The following is an 18,054-nucleotide window of genomic DNA, read 5'->3' on the forward strand; positions in this document are numbered from 1 at the left end:
TGAATGCGTCGCTTTGGGATGCTCCTGCGGTAGGTCCGTTGGGGCTCCCGGTGGTAGAAGACGGAGGACGGATCGTGACGGTTCCGCAGGAGACTGGCGTACCAGTCGCCCGCATGACGTTCGAGGAGTTCCAGGCACTCGGCCCCGGCGGCCTCTTCAAGGCCGACGTGCCGACGGTGATCTCACTGCCGGAAAGCGTGCGCGGGCTCGGGCGCGAGGGGGTGGCGGCCCGGCTGGCCGACATGACCGTCACCCTGTTCACCGAACCGGGCGACAAGCACCACCCCGGACGCTGGGAGACCCGGGACATCACCCTGCGGGACTTCTTCGCCGACGAGCGCCACCTGACCGAGTCCGACACCTGGCACCGGGTGGTGTCGAACATCCGGAACAGCCCGGCCGACGTCAACGCCGTGATCGGCTTCGACGCCGAGGGGTTCTTCGGCTACGGCAGCTCGTTGTACGCGGCCAACCTCTGGATCAGCCACCGCGGTGTCTTCACCAAGAACCACTTCGACGAGTTCGAGAACTTCAACATCGCGCTGGAGGGCCGCAAGCGGTTCATCATCGCGCCGCCCGGGTCCCGCGACTACTACCCCCGGTCGATGCTGCGCGGCTTCGGGGACAAGTCCCACGTGTTCGACCTCGACAACGTCGACCTGGGGCGCTATCCGAAAGTGGCGCCGAAGCTCGCCCAGCGCCGCGACTTCGTCCTCGAACCCGGCCACATGCTCTACCTGCCGCTCGGCTGGTGGCACCAGGCCGAATCCCTCGACCCCATCAACATCAATGTCAACTTCTGGTTGAAGTCGAAGAAGATTCTGCGCCGGCCACATGTGCTGGGTGTCGCCCTCTACACGTACGCCTACCGGCGATTCAAGGGCGTCTACAGCTACCAGCCCACCGAGGTGAACTCGTGAGCGACCGCAAGACCATCACCCCCACGCACCGCTACCGCAACAACGACAAACTCATCGGCATCGGCAACGCCTTCTGGAACATGTCCGAGGCGAACGGGGTCGCCGGAATCGTCGGCGACCTCGCCGACGGGGTGTTCACCATGGCCGACGGCCACCAGTTCGTGAACTTCACCGTCTGCTCCTATCTGGACCTGGACACCCACCCGAAGGTCATCGACGGCGCGGTCGCGGCGCTGCGCCGGTTCAACGTGCTGGACCACTGCATTCCGCGCACCCGGGTGCAGACGCCGGTGCTGCTGGAACTGGAGGAGTCCCTCGGCGAACTCTTCGGCGCGATGGTGATCAGCGCTGTCTCCACCGCGGCGGCGAGCACCGGCCTGCTGCCGCTGATCGCCTCCGGTCACCTCGGCAACGGCACCCGGCCACTGATGGTCTTCGACAAGAACGCCCACGTGTCGCTGGCCAACGCCAAGCCGAGCTGCGCCGACGAGTCCGAGGTGGTCACCTGCAAGCACCACGACCTCGACTACCTCGAAGACATGTGCCGCAGCTACGAGCGGGTCTGCTACGTGGTGGACGGCGCCGATAGCCTCGGCGGCTACGCCCCGGTCAAGGAGCTCGCCGACCTGCAGGACAGGTACAACATGCTGGTCTTCTACGACGACTCGCACTCGCTGTCGGCGTACGGGCAGCGGGGGATCGGCTACGTGCGGAGCCACGCGCCCCTCCTCGACCAGCGCACCATCACCGTCGCCACGCTGAGCAAGGGCTTCGGCGCGGGCGGTACGGCGGTCCTGCTCGACGGCTACCCGCACGAGACGCGTCGGCTCGTCGAACGCTTCGCCGGCCCGCTGGGCTACTCGCAGAAGATGAACGCCGCCGCCGTCGGCGCCGCGCTCGCCTCCGCGGAGATTCACCGCACCGAGGAGCTGGACCAGCTCCAGGGGCGGCTCCGCGCCAACATCGCGTTGTTCGACTCGCTGCTCGACACCGAGCAGTCCGGCGAGTCGTACCCGATCCGGTTGGTGCCGATGAGCGACGACACGGTCGTCGACGCCGCCCAGCAGGTCTTCGCCGCCGGCTTCTACACCTCGCCGGTGTTCTTCCCGATCGTTGCCCGGGGCACCGCAGGGCTGCGGGTGATGCTGCGCGCCGGCCAGACCGAGGAGCAGATCCGGCGGCTCTGCGCGGTCCTGGTGCAGGCCGGGGCGCGTCCGGCCGCCCCGCTCGACGGCCCGGTCGTCCGGTGAGCGGCGCCGTGCGCGCCATCCCGCGCAGCATCCTCTACACCCCGGCGCTGTCCCTGGACCGGGTCGTGAACGCCTGGTCGTACGACGCGGACGTGCACCTGATCGACCTGGAGGACTCCGTCCCGCCGGCGGAGAAGCCGGCCGCGCGGGTGGTCTGCCGGGACGCGTTGGACAAGGCCCCCCAGCCAACCAACGTCGCCGTCCGCATCAACGAGCTGGGCAGCGTCGAGGCCGTGCACGACCTGCTGCTACTCGCGGAGAGCCCGGTGCGGCCCGGCATCGTCGTGATGACCATGGTCACCTCCGCGGCCGAGGTCACCCTGCTGCGGCGGATCCTGGCCTCGGCCGGCGCCCAGCCGGAAATCTACGTGACGGTGGAGACCGTCGAGGCGGTCACCGGGATCGACGCGATCGCCGAGGCGGCTGACGGGCTGGTGCTGGGCTCGGCCGACCTGGCCGCCACGCTCAACGTCGAGATCACCTGGGCGGCGATGCTCGCCGCCCGGCAGTCCATGGCGATGGCCTGCGCGCGGCACGGCACGGCCTGCATCGACACCGCCAACTTCCGGCTCTCCGAGCCGGCCGTGCTGGCGGAGGAGACCGTGCGGGTCCGGGCCCTCGGCTTTCACGGCAAGGCGACGGTGCACCCCAGCGAACTGGCCACCATCAACCAGGCCCTGCGCCCCCAGGACAACGACCTGCGGCTGGCCCGCCGGGTGGTTTCGGCGGTGGGCAGCGCCAACGGTGGCATCGCCGTGCTGGACGGCAGCATGGTGGGCCCACCGTTCGCCCGGATGGCCCACGCCACGGTGGCGCGTCAGGACGCGTGGGAAGCCCGATTCGGTGGTGCCCGATGACCGCGACGGCGATGATCACCGCCGGCGACATGGCGGGTGCGCGCCGGATGACCCAGGTGATCGACGTACTCGGCGAGATGTTCGTGGACCTGGCCACCGGCCGGACCAACTCCCCGGCCCGTACGGTGGTGGAGCACGGCGAGCAGCGGGTGCTGCTGGTCAGCCCGGCCGTCTGGGAGCGGCGTGGGGTCGGCAGCGTCAAGGTCACCACCCTTACCCCGGACAACCCCGGGCGGGGGCTGCCGCTGATCCACGGGATCGTCGCCCTCACCAACCTGGAGACCGGGCAGATCACCGCGCTGCTGGACGGCGCCGAGCTGACCGCCGTACGAACCGGGGCGGTGGCGGCCCTGGCCACCCGTTTCTGCACCGCGGCCACCGCCGATGACCTCGCGGTCATCGGCGCCGGGGCGCAGGCCCGTGCCCTCATCCGCGCGGTGGCGGCGGTACGTCCGATCAAGACCCTGCGGATCTTCTCGCGAACCCGGGCCGGTGCGGAGAAGCTCGCCGAGGAGGTGCGGGCGACGACGTCGATCCGGGTGACGGTCTGCGACAGCGCGAAGACCGCCGTCGCGGACGCGCCGATCATCTGCACGGCCACCTCCACCAGCGACAGCACGCCGGTGGTGGCGGCGGACTGGGTGGCGCCCGGGGCACACCTGAACGTGATCGGCGGCACCCACCCGGACGCGATCGAGGTGGACCCGGCTCTGCTGGGAGACGCGGTGACCGTGGTCGAGGAGCAGTCCGCCGCGCTGAACGGTGCCGGCGAGGTTCGCGCCGCCCTCGCCGCTGGCCAGCTCGCCGCCGAGGACCTGCGCGAGCTGGGCCGCCTCGTCGACGGCGAGGTCGAGTTCGGCGGCCGAAACTCGGTGCTGCGCACCGTCGGGATGGCTATTGAGGACACCGCCGCGGCGGTGGCGCTCCACGAGGCGGTGGCGGCGCGCAGCGCGGTGGGGGAGCCGGATGCGCGGGGTTGAACCGGTCGTCACGCAGGGACACCCGTGGTTCGGCGATCAACGGCTGGCGCCGGCCGCGCCGGCGGAGACGCTCCGGCGTCGGCTGCGCGACGTGCTGCAGGACACCGGCTGGCCGTACCAGCCGGTGCTGCCGGCCGCCCCGATGACGATCCCCCGGGCCTCGTACGCGGAGCTGTTCCGGGTGGCCGGTGTCCTGGTGGGGCTGCTGCGCCGGACCGCCCTGGAGACCGCGCCCACCGCTCGGGAGCGGCTGGCGGTCTACCGGATGCCGGCCAGCGAGGACCAGCTCTGGCTGCGCGACCCCCTCCTTGAGGAGCGGTACGCGGACTGGGTGGCCCGGCCGGACGTGGTCATCGGCCCAGGTGGACCACGATTCGTGGAGTTCAACGTCAGCGGCGCGCTCGGCGGTGCGGTGGAGACGCAGCGCCGCCTGGATGTGTGGCGTGGGCTCTACGCCGACGCCGACGGCCGCCTACCGTATCGCTCGCCGGACCCGTTCGCCGTACGCGCCGAGATGTTCCGCGCGCTCAGCGCGGAACTGGCGGTGGCCCCCCGGGTGGCTATCGTCGGCAGTGCCCAGGTCACGGGAGTTACCAGCTACTACTTCGAGGTCGAGGCCGAGTATCACCGCGGCCAGGGGCTGTCCACCCGGTTCTTCGAGCCGAAGGAGCTGCACGAGGCGTGGGACTGCCCGCCGGAGCTGCGCTATCCGATCGGGCTGCGCAACTTCACCATCCCGGACTGGAATGACGCCGGCGTCCCCACGGCCGAGGTGCAGCAGGCCCTGGATCACGGCACCCTGCTGGTGGGTACCCAGACCGCCACCTTCCTGCACAGCAAGTTGACCATGGGCCTGCTCTCGGAGGGGCGGCCCTGGATGACCGCGGCCGAGCGGGCCCTGGTCAACCGGTACCTGCCCTGGACCCGGGTGCTCTCCGAGCGACGGACCGAACGCGCGGGCGAGCAGGTTGACCTGCTGCCGTACGTGTTGCGTAACCGCGAGCGGCTGGTGCTCAAGGAGGCGTTGGGTGACTGCGGCAAGCAGGTGGTGATCGGACCAGAGGTGACCGCCGCGGAGTGGGAGACCGCGGTGGAGGCCGGGGCCGACGGCACCAGCATCGTGCAGGAGTTCGTCCCGCCCCAGACCTGCCGGGTGGCGTTGCTGGCCGACGGCGCCGACAAACCCCACGACGCCGACGTCGCGCCGGTGCTGGGGCCGCTGCTGTTCGGCGGTCGGCCGGCGGGGCTGTGGTGCCGCTACCGCACCGATGGCGCGGCCGGAATTGTCAACGCCCGGGGATCGGCCACCGGGGCGGACAACGTCATGGTGGCGCTCTGACGGCCCCTGACCCTATCCACCCGAAACGTCGGAGAGACCACAGATGACGCTACGCCGAGTCAGCGACCACGAGTACGTCGAAGAGCACGGTGGGGACTACGAGGACTTCGCACCCGGGATGGTGATCCGGCACTGGCCGGGACGCACCCTCTCCGAGGCCGACAACACCTGGTTGACGCTGTTGACGATGAACCAGCATCCGCTGCACTTCGATCAGCACTACGCCGCCGGCGCCGAGTACGGCCGGGTACTGGTCAACAGCGGCATCACCCTCTGCCTGATCGGCGGGATGACCGTGCAGGCGCTCTCCGCGCGCGCCGTGGCCAATCTGGGCTGGGACAAGGTGCGCCTCAAGGAGCCCGTCTTCGTCGGGGACACCCTCTACGCGACGAGTCGCATCCTGCAGAAGCGGCTGTCCCGGTCCCGTCCCGGCAACGGGATCGTGACGGTGGAGACAACGGGTACGAAAGCGACCGGAGAGCCAGTGATCGTCTTTGAGCGATCCTTCCTGGTCCGGTGCCGGGAGGCGGGCTGAGCCGGTGCCGGTAGGCGGGCTGAGCGTGCTGCCGGGAGGCTGGCGCCGCCACCGGGCACGGCACCTGGAAAGGTGCCATAGCCCATCGACCGCTTACCACGTGGGCAAACCGTGGGTCGGCGCCGATGACCCGATCTGGCAGGATGTGTCGGCATGACGAGCGAGAAGCAGGCGAAGGCCAGCCACCGCGGCATTCCCAGCAGCAACGAGTTCCGTGAATTCATCGGCTCCGGATGGGCCAACCCCGACCGGGAGCCCACCCCCCGCGCCGCCGTGGCCGACCACGCCGCCCGGCGCCGGGCCGCGCTGTCGCAGCAGTTCCCCGGCGAGCGGCTCGTCATCCCGGCCGGTGGTCTGAAGGTGCGCAGCAACGACACCGACTACCCGTTCCGGCCGCACACCGCCTTCGCCCACCTCTCCGGGCTCGGCGCGCACACCGACCCGGACAGCGTCCTGGTGCTCGACCCGAAGCCAGGTGTTGGCCACCACGCCATCCTCTACTTCCGGCCGCTGGCCCCGCGAGACAGCGAGGAGTTCTACGCCGACTCCCGTCGCGGTGAGTTCTGGGTGGGTCCGCGCCCGAGCATCGCCGACCGTGAGTCGGAGCTGGGCATCACCGCGCGGCACATCGACTCGCTCGCCGACGACCTCGCCAAGGACGACGCCGCCGCCCGGCTGCGGGTGGTCCGGGACGTCGACTCCCGCCTCACCGAGCTGGTGGACAGCGTCCGTACCCAGGCCGGCGCGACCGGTTCGGAGCAGGAGCGGGAGGAGGCGGACGCGGAGTTCGCCCGGCACCTCTCCACCATGCGCCTGATCAAGGACGAGTGGGAGGTGGGCGAGATGCGTAAGGCCGTCGCCGCCACCCACAAGGGCTTCGACGCGATGATCGCCTCGCTGCCCGAGGCGGTCCGCAAGGGCCGCGGCGAGCGCTGGGTCGAGGGCGTCTTCGGCCTCTACTCCCGGCACGAGGGCAACGGCGTCGGCTACGAGTCGATCTGCGCCGCCGGCGACCACGCCAACACGATCCACTGGACGAAGAACACCGGCGAGGTTCGCAAAGGCGACCTGATCCTGATCGACTGTGGGGTCGAGATCGACTCGCTCTTCACCGCCGACATCACCCGTACCCTGCCGGTCACCGGTCGCTTCACCGACGTGCAGCGCCGGATCTACGACGCCGTGTACGAGGCGCAGCAGGCCGGCCTGGCCGCGGTGAAGCCGGGCAACAAGTTCAGTGACATCCACGCCGCGGCGAACGCGGTCATCGCCCGGATCCTGCACGAGTGGGGGCTGCTGCCCGAGGGGGTCACCCTGGAGCAGACCCTGGACCGGGAGAAGGGCGGCTGGCACCGCCGCTGGATGGTCCACGGCACCTCGCACCACCTGGGCCTGGACGTGCACGACTGCCAGCTGATGCTGCGCGAGAAGTACATGGACAGCGAGTTGCAGCCGGGCATGATCCTCACCGTCGAGCCGGGCCTCTACTTCAAGTCCGACGACCTGCGGGTGCCGGCGGAGTTCCGCGGCAACGGCGTCCGGATCGAGGACGACGTGCTGGTGACCGAGGACGGCTGTGAGAACCTCTCCGCGGCGATGCCGCGAACCTCCCACGAGGTGGAGGAGTGGATGGCGCGGGTCTGGGCGAACGCCTGACCCACCCACCCCGTACGACGATGTGGCCCGCGACCGGCGTACCGGTCGCGGGCCACGCTCAGTTGCTCCGCGGACGCAGCTGGCGCCAGGACACGACGGCGCTCGCGGCCGTCGCCAGGGCCAGGGTGCCGAGGACCGCCCCGGCCACCACCGCACCACTGAGCTGCACGGACACGCGGGTCGTGGTCTCGGCGCCGAGACCCGAGGCGACGCCGACCAGCGCCGGCACGGTGGCGAGCAGACCCAGCACCGATCCGATGATCACCAGTAGTCCGGTCTCGCCGACCGCGACCCCGAGCAGCTGTCGCCGGGTGCCGCCGGCCGACCTCAGCACGGCGAGGCTGCCACGCCGCCCCACCGCCGCCAGAGCCATGCTGTTGGCCACCGCCAGCCCGCTGTAGCCGACCGCGACCACCGTGAGCATGCTCGCCAGGCTGTCGGTCAGCTCGGCGTCGGTGTGGTAGTCCTGCAGCGCGAACTCTTCGGCGTCGTGTAGCCGAGCGCCCGCGCCCAGCCGGGCCGGGGCCTGGTCGGCGGCGAGGAAGATGTTGTCGGTCAGGGCCGTCGGATCGTGCTCCCGGACCGTCTCCCGGGAGAGCACGAACGCGCCACGGGTCGGGTCCGGGGGCAGCACCTCGGCGACCCGCAACGGGGCGCTACGTCCATCGGCGAAGCGTACGGTGACCGTCGAACCGGCCTGCACGCCCAGGAGTTCCGCCATCGTGGTGTCCAGGACCGCCTCGCCCGGCCGGGACCAGCGCGGGTCCCGCGACCCGACCCCGTCGAGCACGGTGTCGCCGCCGTCCGGCCGGGTCACGAAGAGGCGGGTCGGCAGCGGCGCCCGACCGGTCGGGTTCGCCCGGACCACCGCCTCGCTCAGGCCGGGCGCGTTGCCGGGGTCGATGAGCACCTGCCCCGCAAGCTGCCGGGTGACCTCCGCGGGGTACGCCATCCGCATCGTCTCGACCAGTCCGCTGATCAGCACGGCGAAGCCCACCGCGACGATGACCGGGGCGGCGATGGAGGCGGCGCGGCGGGGCGAGTTGAGCAACTCGGCCCGGACGAGCATCGCGCCCGCGCCGCGGGACCAGCGGGCAACCGCTGCCGTACCCAGGCGTACCAGCGGCCCGATCACGACCGGCGCCAGCAGTGCCGCGGCGGCGATGAGGCACATCGACGTCGTGAGCGCCAGGGTGACCCGTCGGTCCGCGTCGCCGACCGCGGCCAGGACGGCCAGCACCAGACCCAGACCGAGGATCACCAGCCCGGTGACCCCCCGGCCGCGGCCCAACCGGCGCCGCTCCGTCGCGGCGTCGCGCAACGCCTCGATGGGCGGTATCCGGGCCGCCGAGCGGCTGGCCGCCCCGGCGCCGAGCACGGCGATCCCGGTGCCGACCGCGCCGGCCGCCAGCAACGGCCACGCCGAGATGACTATCCGGGCACCGGGCGGGGTGACGTCGAGCCGAGCGAGCGACGCCAGCAGGGCGGGTGCCGCGAAGACACCGGCCAGGCAGCCGACCACCGAGCCGAGCAGACCGAGCAGGACCGCCTCGCCGAGCACCAGGCGACGGAGCTGGCGCCGGTCGGCGCCGATCAGCCGGAGGAGCCCGATCTCGCGGCGGCGCTGCGCGGTGGCCAACGCCAGGGTGGCGGTAACCACGAAGATCGTGGTGAAGAGCGCCATGATCGTGATCGCGCCGATCAGCTGGGTGCCGAGGAACCGCCGGTGCGTGTGGTGCCCGGGCTCCACCACCCCACGGGCGGCACCGGTCAGCGCGGTGCCGCCGTCGCCGACGATCCGGCCGGCCCGGTCGGCGATCGCCGAGCCGGCGAAGCCCGGCGCCGCCAGCAGCCCGATCGTGGTCACCCCGGTGTCCCGCCGCGCCGCCTCGGCGTCGGTGAAGTAGAAGCCGTGCCCGGGTACCGTCCCGCTCACCGTGTAGGTGCGCACCCCGTCCGCAAGGCCGACCGGGAGGGTGGCACCGACGGCCACCCCGAGAGCGGTGCTCACCACCACCTCGTGGTCGGAGCGCGGCGCCCGGCCGGCGGTCAGCTCGTACGGCGCCAGCCGGGTACTGGACCAGCCGTGCCCGGCCTCCGCCGCGGCCTCGTCGGGCACCGGCTCGTCGTCGGCGAAGGCCTGCGCATAGAAGTTACGGTCGATGACGGCGGCCGCGACGCCGTCGATCCCCTCAAGCTTCCGGGCCAGGTCACCGGCTTCGCGCTCGCTCCACGGTACGCGGTCCCGGAGCGAGCCGGTCGGCTCCGCCGCCTGCTTCGCCACCACCAGAACCGGGGCGTTGGCCACCCGCGGCAGCGGCCTTGGCCGGCTCGAGTCGTAGAGCAGGAGGGCGGCGGCGATCAGGCCGACCCCCACCACGACGGCGAGGAAACTGGCCAGAAAGGAACGCCAGTGTTCGCGGAGATTGGCAGCGGCCAGCATCATGCCCCCAGCCGCGTCATCTCGGCGGCGATCCGGCCGGGCTGCGACCCGTCCGCCGGAGCGAGCTCCATCCGCTCGGCGATCCGGCCATCCTGGAGGAAGACCACCGTGTCGGCGTACGAGGCAGCAACCGCATCGTGGGTGACCATGATCGTGGTCTGGGCCCGCTGGTCAACCAGGCGGCGCAGCAGCGACAGCACCGCACGCGAGGTCTCGGTGTCGAGCGCACCGGTCGGCTCGTCGGCGAAGAGCACGTCCGGGCGGGTGATCAGCGCGCGGGCCAGCGCGACCCGCTGCTGCTGACCGCCGGAGAGCTCGCTCGGCCGGTGCCCGGCGCGCTCGCCCAGGCCGACCGCGGCCAGCGCCCGGGCCACCTCCGCCCGGTCGGGGCGGCGGCCGGCGAAACGCAGTGGTAGCTCCACGTTCTGCGCCGCGGTCAGAGACGCGACCAGGTTGAAGGACTGGAAGACGAAGCCGATCCGTTGCCGCCGCAGGGCCGTACGCTGGTGCTCGTCCATCCCGCCGATCTCCTCGCCGGCCACGAGGACCTGCCCCGAGCTGGCCTCGTCCAGGCCGGCGGCGCACTGCAGGAGGGTGGATTTGCCGGAGCCGGACGGGCCCATGATCGCGGTGAAGCTGCCCCGCGGAAAGCGGAGCGAGACCCGGTGCAGCGCCGGAACCTCCGCCCGGCCCCGGTGATACACCTTGCGTACGGAGTTGAGCTCCACCGCTGGCGAGGCCGAAGATCGAGTAGCAGTCATGCCGTCGATTTGATCGCGTACGGGCCCCCCGCACACTGACCCGGGAGATAGTCCTCAAGGTAGAGTCCGCCCTACTGTGCCGGGCCCGGTGCTGACCTATCGTGGCGCGGTGCGACGTGATGGTGAGCGGCGAAGCCGGACCGCGTGGCAGGCGCTGGCCCGGCAGCCGGTGGGCTTCCTCGCCTCGGCCTGGCCCTGGCGAGCCCTGCTCTATCTGATCTCGGGCGTGCTCGCCGGAGCCCTCACCATGTGCCTGTTCGTTGCGACGCTCACCGCCGGCATCCTCACCGTCGTCGTGGGCGTCGGGGCCCTGCTGTTGCTGGCCACCGCGTTGATGGGGCTGCCCTTCGCCCGCCTGGAGCGGCTACGGCTGCGGCTGGTGGACCTGGACGGTATCCGGGATCCGCACCGGCCACCGGAGCAGCCGGGGCCGCGCGCATGGCTGCGTACGCGGCTGAGTGAGTCGGCGACCTGGCGTGAACTGACCCTGATGGTGATCTCGCTGACGGCGCTCTGCTGGGTCGACGCCGCCGTGCTCGGCCTCGCCTTCGTGGTGCCAGCGCTGTGCATCAGCGCGCCGGTTGACGACCCGGCCGCCTGGCCCTGGGCCGTGCTGGGCGGGCTCCTGCTCCTCGCGGCCCCCTACTCGCTGACCGCCTGGGCGGGCGCCCGCGCGGCGCTGTGCCGGATCGTCCTCGCACCCCGGGGCGTCGAAGTCGACCCGCACCTGAAGGAGATCAGCGAGTCGCGGGCGCGGCTGCTCGACGCGTTCGAGACCGAGCGGGCGCGGATCGAACGCGACCTGCACGACGGGGCCCAGCAGCGGCTCGTCTCGCTGAGCGTCACGCTGGGCCTGATCCGCCTGGACCTGCCCGAGCCCTCCACACTGCACGGCCAGCTTGCCACGGCGCAGGAGCAGGTCGGGCTGGCCCTGGCCGACCTGCGCCACCTGGTCCGGGGCTTGAACCCGCAGGTCCTCACGGACAACGGGTTGGTGGCCGCGCTGGAGGACGAGGCCAGCCGGTTTCCGGTGCCGGTCTCGCTCGACCTGCGGCTCACCGGTCGGCTACCGCCGCCCGTCGAGGCCGCCGGCTACTACGCTGTCACCGAGGCACTGGCCAATGTGGCCAAGCACAGCCAGGCCACCCAGGTTGAGCTGGTCGGGCGGCACCACGCCGACATCCTGTCCCTGGCGGTGCGGGACAATGGCGTGGGCGGCGCCGACGTCTCCGGTGGGACCGGGCTGACCGGGCTGGCGGACCGGCTCGCCGTGCTGGACGGGCGGATGCGGGTCTCCAGCCCGCCCGGCGGCCCGACCCTCGTACTGATGGAGATCCCATGCCCCTTCGAGTGACCCTCGCCGAGGACTCCGCCCTGCTCCGGGAGGGGCTGGTGAGCATCCTCAGCCGGTTCGGGCACGACATCATCGACGCGGTGGCCGACGCCGACTCGTTGACCGAGGCCGTCCAGGCCCGGCGCCCAGACCTCATCATCACCGACGTGCGGATGCCCCCGGGCAACGCCAACGACGGGCTGCGAGCCGCCGTACGGCTGCGCCAGCACCTCTCCCGCCTGCCGGTCCTGGTCCTCAGCCAGTACGTGGACCAGTCGTACGCGGCGCAGTTGCTGGACTCCGACGACGGCGCGGGCGTCGGCTACCTCCTGAAGGACCGGGTCGGCGCGGTGGCGGAGTTCAACACCGCGGTGGAGCAGGTCGCCGCGGGGGCGACGGTGATCGACCCCGAGGTGGTCCGTCAGCTGATGCGCCGCCGTTCCGACCCGAGGCGGCGGCTGACCGCCCGTGAGCTCGAGGTGCTCGCGCTGATGGCACAGGGCCGCTCCAACGACATGATCGGCCGGCAGCTGCACGTCACGGACGCCGCGGTCAACAAGCACATCGGCAACATCTTCAGCAAACTTGACCTGCCGGTCACCACCGACGGTCACCGGCGGGTGCTCGCGGTGCTGGCCTACCTGCGGCGCTGAGCGGCAGGGACGCCGGGGCGGCCGGCCAGCTGATCACCCGCCGCCGCGGGCCACCGAACCCATCAACTGGCGCTCGGTGTGGGTCACACTCAGCATGACCCACTGCACCTTGCCCCTGGTGATCAGGCCAACCATTTCCGGGTGCAGCTGGGTGAACCAGCTCTGCACGCTCACCAGCCCCAGCGCGTTCGCCGCCATCCCCGCCTCCACCGCCGTCAGCCGCTGAAGCAGCACGATGTCGCTGCGTACCAGTGCGGTGGAGTCCCAGCCGGCCAGGTCGTCGCGGACCACCAGGGTGGCCCGCCACGGCGTACTGAGCCCGGGGTTGGGGCCGGTGACCGGGCCGGTGTCGACAACCACGAGCTGCGGTTCGGTGGGGTTGGCCGGGGCCGGCGGCGGGCTACCCGGCGGCAGGAACGTGGCGATCTCCCGGCCGATGACGCAGCGCCGCAGGAAACCGTCCCACTCCCGCTCGCGGCCCGTCTGGATGTACAGCCGGGCGCCGAGCGCGATGGCGCGGAAGGCGATCAGCTGGGCGCTGCGGACTCCACCGACCAGCATCAGCTGGGTCGGTTCGGGGCGGAACACGCGCAGCCCCACCGGGTCCTGCTGCCGGTTGCGGCCGACCACGAGGCCACCGCCGCCGGCGACCAGGCGCAGGCCGTCAACGGACGCGGTGTCGGTACGGTGCAACCCCATCCGACTGTCCGGGAAAGCGACACTCCTCACCGCAGGAAACCTCCGAGCGGTAGCGTGGCGGCCACCCCGTGGGCGTGCTCGCCGTCGAGTCGTTGCAGCTGACCGCCCTGGCGGCGGATCGCCCTGTGCAGGGCCTCGTCCGCGGTGGCCAGACCATCCGGCCCGCTCCCCAGCAGCCGGAAGGCCGCCTCCACGGCCAGGTCATCGCCGTCCACCCGGCTGGCGGCGACCGACACCACACCGCCGGCGGAGGGGAGCCCCCGCAGCAGTGGATCGATCTCCCACCGCTGGCTGGGCCAGGTCAGCAGCCGGTGGCAGCTCTGCCGGGCACCCCCGGTCGACCAGGCCCGCCAGGACTCGCGGGCGAGTAGCTGCTCGCTGCCCGCCCCCGGCATTGTCCCGGTGAGGTGGGTGAGCGTGGCGACCGCGGCGAGCACCTCGTCCCGGTTGAGCATCCGCGCGCTCACCCGCTCCTGTCGCAGCAGCCGCCGGGTCCGCTGAATCACCTTGGTCAGTGTCGGGAGCAGGTCGTGGTCGGCGTGAAAATCGGGGGTCCGCGCCACCTGGAGTACCACCCACGCCTGCCGGCTGGCCGGCACCTCCCCGTTGGTCAGTTCCCGGTACGCCCGGCCCACCGCCGCCGCGCTCGGGTGGGCACGCGGTGCCGGGGTCACCTGGATCAGCACCTGCACCACCACCGGCGGACCCTGCTGGTCTGCCGGTGGCAGCAGCGCGGTGGGGGAGGGCAGGGCCTGCGGAGTGCTCATCAGCAGGGCACCCTCGGTGGGGTCAATGTCGAAGACGACGCTCAGCCCAGCCGGGTGGGTCAGCAACACCGCCGGCTGGTCGTCGATCTCGACAGTCTCCAGCTCGACGCCCCGCCCCAGCTGGGCCAAGAGGTGCCGGGCCGGTTCCGGGTCGACCGCGGCCAACTGCCGGCGTCGCCTTCGGAAGCCCCACCAGACCACACTCCACTGGTGCAGCCAGCGGCCCTGAATCCGGATCACCGTCGGTACGAGCACCAGCACCGCCACGGCGGCGACCACGGCGGTGAGCAGCATGCTGTGCCCGGTGGCGGCGAGTACCGCCACCACCCCGACCTGCCACGCCACCAGCTGGACAACGGTGACCGGGCCGATCCCGAGTGGAGGCCGGTACGGCCGCAACCGGCGGGCACCCGAGCTGTCCGGCCCGGGTGGTACTTCGGCCGCAGTAGGGTGCGGCTGCGCCGCCGCCGGGTAGGCGGGCGGGCCGCCGCTGTGGGCCGGTGCTGCCGAGTGGGGCGGTACCGCCGCTGCGGCCCGCGCGCCGTAGACGGTGCTGGTCGCCGCCCGACCCTGCCCGCCTTCTGCGGCCCAGGCATGCTCCGGTTCGCCCGGCCGTGCCGCACCCGGGTGAGTCACCTCACGTCCTCCTCAGCTGGGCCGAAGGTGCCGTGCCGGTTGGCTGCACCCTCCACAATGGTAATCAGGGCGTCGGCTTTCACTGCCGTAACCGGATCACCGATGGACAGGTACGCGCCAGGCTGGTCCGGGGAGAGGAAAAGAGTGCGCGCATGGCTCCGGGGCTTCGTGCGTTGACGGATCGGGGTTACGCCGACGATATCCCAGCCGCTCGACCTGGCGGGGCCCCGAGGCTTGGGCGGTCGGCGTAAAAGACCAGATTGGTGCCACCGACTGATGTGGCCGTTGGCGTGGTGCCGTGCCAGGACACCAAAAGCGGGAGGAGTAATGGCCACGCCCGTAATGGTGCCGCTCGCCGCAGGAGCGCTGCTGCTCGACGGAACCGTACAAGCGCACAGCCACGGTGGTTTTGCCCGGACGGATTGGGGTCTTGGGTGCGATTAGTTGGGGCGTTGCCAGTCGGTGGGGTCGGTGGGGTCGATCGGTGGTGATGTGGGGGTGGGTGTCTGGGGGGTGGTGTGGGTCGTGGGTGTGGTGGCGGCTCGCCGGCGGCGGCGTAGGAGGAGTAGTGCGGTGACCGTGATGAGGCCGAGGGCGAGGACCACGATTGCGATGACGAGGGTGGGTTGGAGACTGTTGTCTGTTGGATCTGACTCGCGGGCGCGGAGGAGGGCTGGGTCGCTTGGGGGTAGTGGGCTGGGAGATTGGGTTTGGGTGGTGCGGCCGTCTGGTTCGCCGGTGAGGGCGGCACGCAGGTCGAGTGTGCCCCAGCCGTATTCGCGGTCCCGTCCGGGCTCGCCGGCGTCGCGGGTGGTTTCGACCATTCGTTTGAACAGGTCTGCTGAGCTGAGGTTCGGGTATTTCGATTTCACCAGGGCGACGGCGCCGGAGACGATTGCGGTGGCGCCGCTGTTTCCACCGATCGTGGCGTACCCCCCGCCGGGTGTTGCTTGGTAGAGGTCTTCCGCGGGTGCGGCGAGATGGATCACCTGGGTTCCCCAGTCTGGGAGCGAGGCATCGCGGCTGGGTTGGCCGTCGCGGTCCAGACCGGCCACCGCGAGCGTGGCATCGTGCATTGCTAGGCCACTGATGGCCGTGTTTTCTCGGTTACCGACACCGGCGACGACGATCACGTTGTTCTGGTAGGCCCGCTCTACCGCCCGGTTGAATGCACTGTCGCTCGTGCCATGCAGGGAGAGGTTGATGACGTCTGCGCCCTGGTCGACCGCCCAGTTGACCGCGTTCGGGATCTCGCTCCTAACGGCCGATGCATCTCCGACGGTGATTGGGAGGATTTTGGCTTTGGGGGCGACGCCGAGGACTCCCTCACGGCCGTCGAGGCCGTGTCCGTGTCCGGCGATGAGGGAGGCCATCCCGGTGCCGTGGCCGTCTCGGTCTTTGTGTCCCTTGGACTGGTCGTCGTAGACGTCTGTGCCGGGTAGGACGTTGTTTTTCAGGTCGGGGTGGCTGGCGTCCACGCCGGAGTCGATGACCGCGACGGTGATTCCTTCGCCCTGCGTGATTTTGTGCATCTCGGTTAGTTCGAGGGCGTCGAGGTACCAGGCGTCGTTCCGGTCGGCGCCGGCTGCTGGTAGGGCTGGCATGCCGAGGGCCATGATGGCGGTGAGCGTCGCGGCGGTGATGGTGGTCGCCGGGCGGGCGAGACGCATTCGCGGGTACCTCCTTCGGGGCCGTGGCGTGGCCGGTGGGGTGGTCACATGGTGTGGGCCGGTCACCTGTGGTGGGGTGACCGGCCCGGGTCGGGGGTTAGCTCTGGCCGAGGGCTTTGCCGTGCTGTCGTGGTCGTTGCTCGGCCGGTGTGGTGATGGTGCCGGTCGGGGGTGGGGTGGTGGTCCAGAGCTCGTCGTCGCCGTCGCCGTAGCCCCAGCTTTCGGCATTGTCGGTGGTGTGTCGTGTCCTGGCCCCGCCGCCCAGAGGCGTGGGCCCGGTGCTGCCGGGCGCTCGGGTGCTGCCGGGCGCTCGGGTGCTGCCGGCCGTTCGGGTGTTGCCGGCCGCAGTCTGGCCGGTGAGGGGGCCGCCGCCGGTCAATGGGGTGGGGCGGTTGGTGGTTGGTGGTGGGGCGCCGTTGAGGCTGAGCGGTGGTGGTGTTGGGCGGCCCAGCGCGGGCTGGTGCGGACTGGGTACCGGGCCGCGGGCGCCGGGGGTGCCGGGGGTGCCGGGGGCGTTGGTTCCCAGCAGGGTGGGGCGGGGGAAGCCGGGGCGGTTGGTGGTTGGTGTGTTCGGGCCCATAGCTGCGGGGCCGGTGACACCTGGAAAGACCGGCGGGGGGACAGGGGTTGGGGTAGGTGGGGTGGGGACTGGCGGTGTGACTGCTGGGGGGTTGAGGGTCGGAGGCGGCGCGGTGACGGTGCCTCCGGCGAGCCCGATGCCGTCGGTCGGCTCGGGTGGGGGAGGTAACGTCACGCTGGGGCGGGTGAGTAGCTCCGGCCGGTCACCGGGCACGGTCGCTCCGGACGGCCCCAGCCCGACCGAGGTGTTCGGCAACACGGGCGGGGGGAGCTGCCCGTCGTCGATCCAGGGGGTGTCCGTTGGCCCTTTGTATTTGCCGCCGCGTTGGACGTTGGTGTGGGCGACGTCGACGTACAGCTCGGCTAGCGGCTTGACGATGCTTTTCGCGCGCTCGTGGAATTCTTTTGTCACCTGCTCGTACGTCTTGCCGTTGTTCATACCAAACAAGTCGCTGAGTTGAGCGCCCTTGTCGGCCTCGCGGATCTGGTGTTGGCGGTCCTGCTCGGCGACGTACTTCTGCCAGAGCTCGTTCATTTCCCGCTGGGTCTGGGTGATGGTGTTGCCGACCTGTTCCAGGCCGCGGGCGTGCCGGTCGGCGACCTCGGTCCACTCGTCCAGCGAGTAGAGGGCCGCGCCCACCTTGCCCATGAAGTAGCGGCCCGCGGGTGAGTGCCATTTCGCCGCCAGCCCATCGGCGTGCCGTTGTAGGTTTTCCCGGGTGGCCTGCAGCAGGGTGCTGGTGCGGTGCCACGCCTCCGCGAGCGCGAAGGTGCGTTCGTCGCTCTCGTCGCGGACAAGCATCCGCATCTGCTCGATATCGACCCCATCCCACTGTGTGGGGGTGTAGATCGCGGTCGGGTTGTCGACGTAGTCGTCCTTGACGTCGGCAAACAGCCGACGGTCTGGTTCGGTCGGTTCCCACTCGTGGTATTGGTCTGTCATCCCCGCTCCTCAGCTCTGCGTCCCGTCCGCACC

The 18,054-nt window shown here is 71.2% G+C and carries 15 protein-coding genes; 9 read left to right on the forward strand and 6 right to left on the reverse strand.

The window, feature by feature from the left end:
* Window positions 1-113 precede the first annotated feature (113 nt).
* The 7 genes from H0524_RS15820 to H0524_RS15850 all read left to right on the forward strand — a co-directional run bounded on the left by H0524_RS15820 (window position 114) and on the right by H0524_RS15850 (window position 7,537).
* Window positions 114-920, forward strand: coding sequence for a cupin-like domain-containing protein (locus H0524_RS15820; protein ID WP_180199384.1), 807 nt, complete (start codon window positions 114-116; stop codon window positions 918-920).
* Window positions 917-2,170 (forward strand): aminotransferase class I/II-fold pyridoxal phosphate-dependent enzyme, encoded by a 1,254-nt coding sequence (locus H0524_RS15825; protein ID WP_180199325.1) that lies wholly within the window; start codon window positions 917-919, stop codon window positions 2,168-2,170. The genes H0524_RS15820 and H0524_RS15825 overlap by 4 nt, the downstream gene beginning before the upstream one ends.
* A complete protein-coding gene (locus H0524_RS15830; protein WP_180199326.1) occupies window positions 2,167-3,027 on the forward strand; it encodes an aldolase/citrate lyase family protein in 861 nt (286 codons plus the stop codon). The genes H0524_RS15825 and H0524_RS15830 overlap by 4 nt, the downstream gene beginning before the upstream one ends.
* The gene (locus tag H0524_RS15835; RefSeq protein ID WP_180199327.1) at window positions 3,024-4,007 is read left to right on the forward strand and encodes an ornithine cyclodeaminase family protein; all 984 of its coding nucleotides are present in this window, start codon (window positions 3,024-3,026) and stop codon (window positions 4,005-4,007) included. Before H0524_RS15830 ends, H0524_RS15835 begins: the two co-directional genes overlap by 4 nt.
* Window positions 3,994-5,346, forward strand: a complete 1,353-nt coding sequence (locus tag H0524_RS15840; protein ID WP_180199328.1) for a hypothetical protein — start codon at window positions 3,994-3,996, stop codon at window positions 5,344-5,346. The genes H0524_RS15835 and H0524_RS15840 overlap by 14 nt, the downstream gene beginning before the upstream one ends.
* A gap of 43 nt (window positions 5,347-5,389) precedes the next feature.
* Window positions 5,390-5,881 carry a MaoC family dehydratase gene (locus H0524_RS15845; RefSeq protein WP_018727001.1) on the forward strand — a complete coding sequence of 164 codons (492 nt, stop codon included), beginning with the start codon at window positions 5,390-5,392 and terminating at the stop codon, window positions 5,879-5,881.
* A gap of 153 nt (window positions 5,882-6,034) precedes the next feature.
* Window positions 6,035-7,537: an aminopeptidase P family protein gene (locus H0524_RS15850; protein WP_180199329.1), complete on the forward strand. Its 1,503-nt coding sequence runs from the start codon at window positions 6,035-6,037 to the stop codon at window positions 7,535-7,537.
* A 58-nt stretch (window positions 7,538-7,595) separates the two neighbouring features.
* Here H0524_RS15850 and H0524_RS15855 read toward each other — a convergent pair whose 3' ends face one another.
* The gene (locus H0524_RS15855; protein WP_180199385.1) at window positions 7,596-9,980 is read right to left on the reverse strand and encodes an ABC transporter permease; all 2,385 of its coding nucleotides are present in this window, start codon (window positions 9,978-9,980) and stop codon (window positions 7,596-7,598) included.
* Window positions 9,980-10,708 (reverse strand): ABC transporter ATP-binding protein, encoded by a 729-nt coding sequence (locus H0524_RS15860; RefSeq protein ID WP_180199386.1) that lies wholly within the window; start codon window positions 10,706-10,708, stop codon window positions 9,980-9,982. The genes H0524_RS15855 and H0524_RS15860 overlap by 1 nt, the downstream gene beginning before the upstream one ends.
* 142 nt (window positions 10,709-10,850) lie before the next feature.
* On the opposite strand from H0524_RS15860, the gene H0524_RS15865 reads away from it, so the two are divergent.
* Window positions 10,851-12,095, forward strand: a complete 1,245-nt coding sequence (locus H0524_RS15865) for a sensor domain-containing protein (protein ID WP_180199330.1) — start codon at window positions 10,851-10,853, stop codon at window positions 12,093-12,095.
* Window positions 12,092-12,727 carry a response regulator transcription factor gene (locus H0524_RS15870; RefSeq protein ID WP_180199387.1) on the forward strand — a complete coding sequence of 212 codons (636 nt, stop codon included), beginning with the start codon at window positions 12,092-12,094 and terminating at the stop codon, window positions 12,725-12,727. The genes H0524_RS15865 and H0524_RS15870 overlap by 4 nt, the downstream gene beginning before the upstream one ends.
* Before the next feature lie 33 nt (window positions 12,728-12,760).
* Here the strand turns inward: H0524_RS15870 and H0524_RS15875 are convergent, their stop codons facing one another.
* The 4 genes from H0524_RS15875 to H0524_RS15890 form a co-directional block, all read right to left on the reverse strand.
* Window positions 12,761-13,456, reverse strand: coding sequence for a hypothetical protein (locus H0524_RS15875; protein WP_180199331.1), 696 nt, complete (start codon window positions 13,454-13,456; stop codon window positions 12,761-12,763).
* On the reverse strand, window positions 13,453-14,829 hold the full coding sequence (gene eccE / locus H0524_RS15880; protein WP_180199332.1) for a type VII secretion protein EccE: 1,377 nt from the start codon (window positions 14,827-14,829) through the stop codon (window positions 13,453-13,455). Before eccE ends, H0524_RS15875 begins: the two co-directional genes overlap by 4 nt.
* 440 nt (window positions 14,830-15,269) lie before the next feature.
* Window positions 15,270-16,499 carry a type VII secretion-associated serine protease mycosin gene (gene mycP, locus H0524_RS15885; RefSeq protein ID WP_180199333.1) on the reverse strand — a complete coding sequence of 410 codons (1,230 nt, stop codon included), beginning with the start codon at window positions 16,497-16,499 and terminating at the stop codon, window positions 15,270-15,272.
* A gap of 97 nt (window positions 16,500-16,596) precedes the next feature.
* The gene (locus H0524_RS15890) at window positions 16,597-18,021 is read right to left on the reverse strand and encodes a WXG100 family type VII secretion target (protein ID WP_180199334.1); all 1,425 of its coding nucleotides are present in this window, start codon (window positions 18,019-18,021) and stop codon (window positions 16,597-16,599) included.
* Between the last annotated feature and the right edge of the window lie 33 nt (window positions 18,022-18,054).

It is taken from the genome of Salinispora sp. H7-4, from assembly GCF_013416675.1.
Lineage (GTDB): Bacteria > Actinomycetota > Actinomycetes > Mycobacteriales > Micromonosporaceae > Micromonospora > Micromonospora vitiensis.

Bases quoted from the DNA above. Each gene is read 5' to 3' on its own strand.
- H0524_RS15820 (WP_180199384.1), top strand. From the start codon at position 114: ATGACGTTCGAGGAGTTCCAGGCACTCGGCCCCGGCGGCCTCTTCAAG.
- H0524_RS15835 (WP_180199327.1), top strand. From the start codon at position 3,024: ATGACCGCGACGGCGATGATCACCGCCGGCGACATGGCGGGTGCGCGC.
- H0524_RS15840 (WP_180199328.1), top strand. From the start codon at position 3,994: ATGCGCGGGGTTGAACCGGTCGTCACGCAGGGACACCCGTGGTTCGGC.
- H0524_RS15845 (WP_018727001.1), top strand. From the start codon at position 5,390: ATGACGCTACGCCGAGTCAGCGACCACGAGTACGTCGAAGAGCACGGT.
- H0524_RS15850 (WP_180199329.1), top strand. From the start codon at position 6,035: ATGACGAGCGAGAAGCAGGCGAAGGCCAGCCACCGCGGCATTCCCAGC.
- H0524_RS15855 (WP_180199385.1), bottom strand. From the start codon at position 9,980: ATGCTGGCCGCTGCCAATCTCCGCGAACACTGGCGTTCCTTTCTGGCC.
- mycP (WP_180199333.1), bottom strand. From the start codon at position 16,499: ATGCGTCTCGCCCGCCCGGCGACCACCATCACCGCCGCGACGCTCACC.
- H0524_RS15890 (WP_180199334.1), bottom strand. From the start codon at position 18,021: ATGACAGACCAATACCACGAGTGGGAACCGACCGAACCAGACCGTCGG.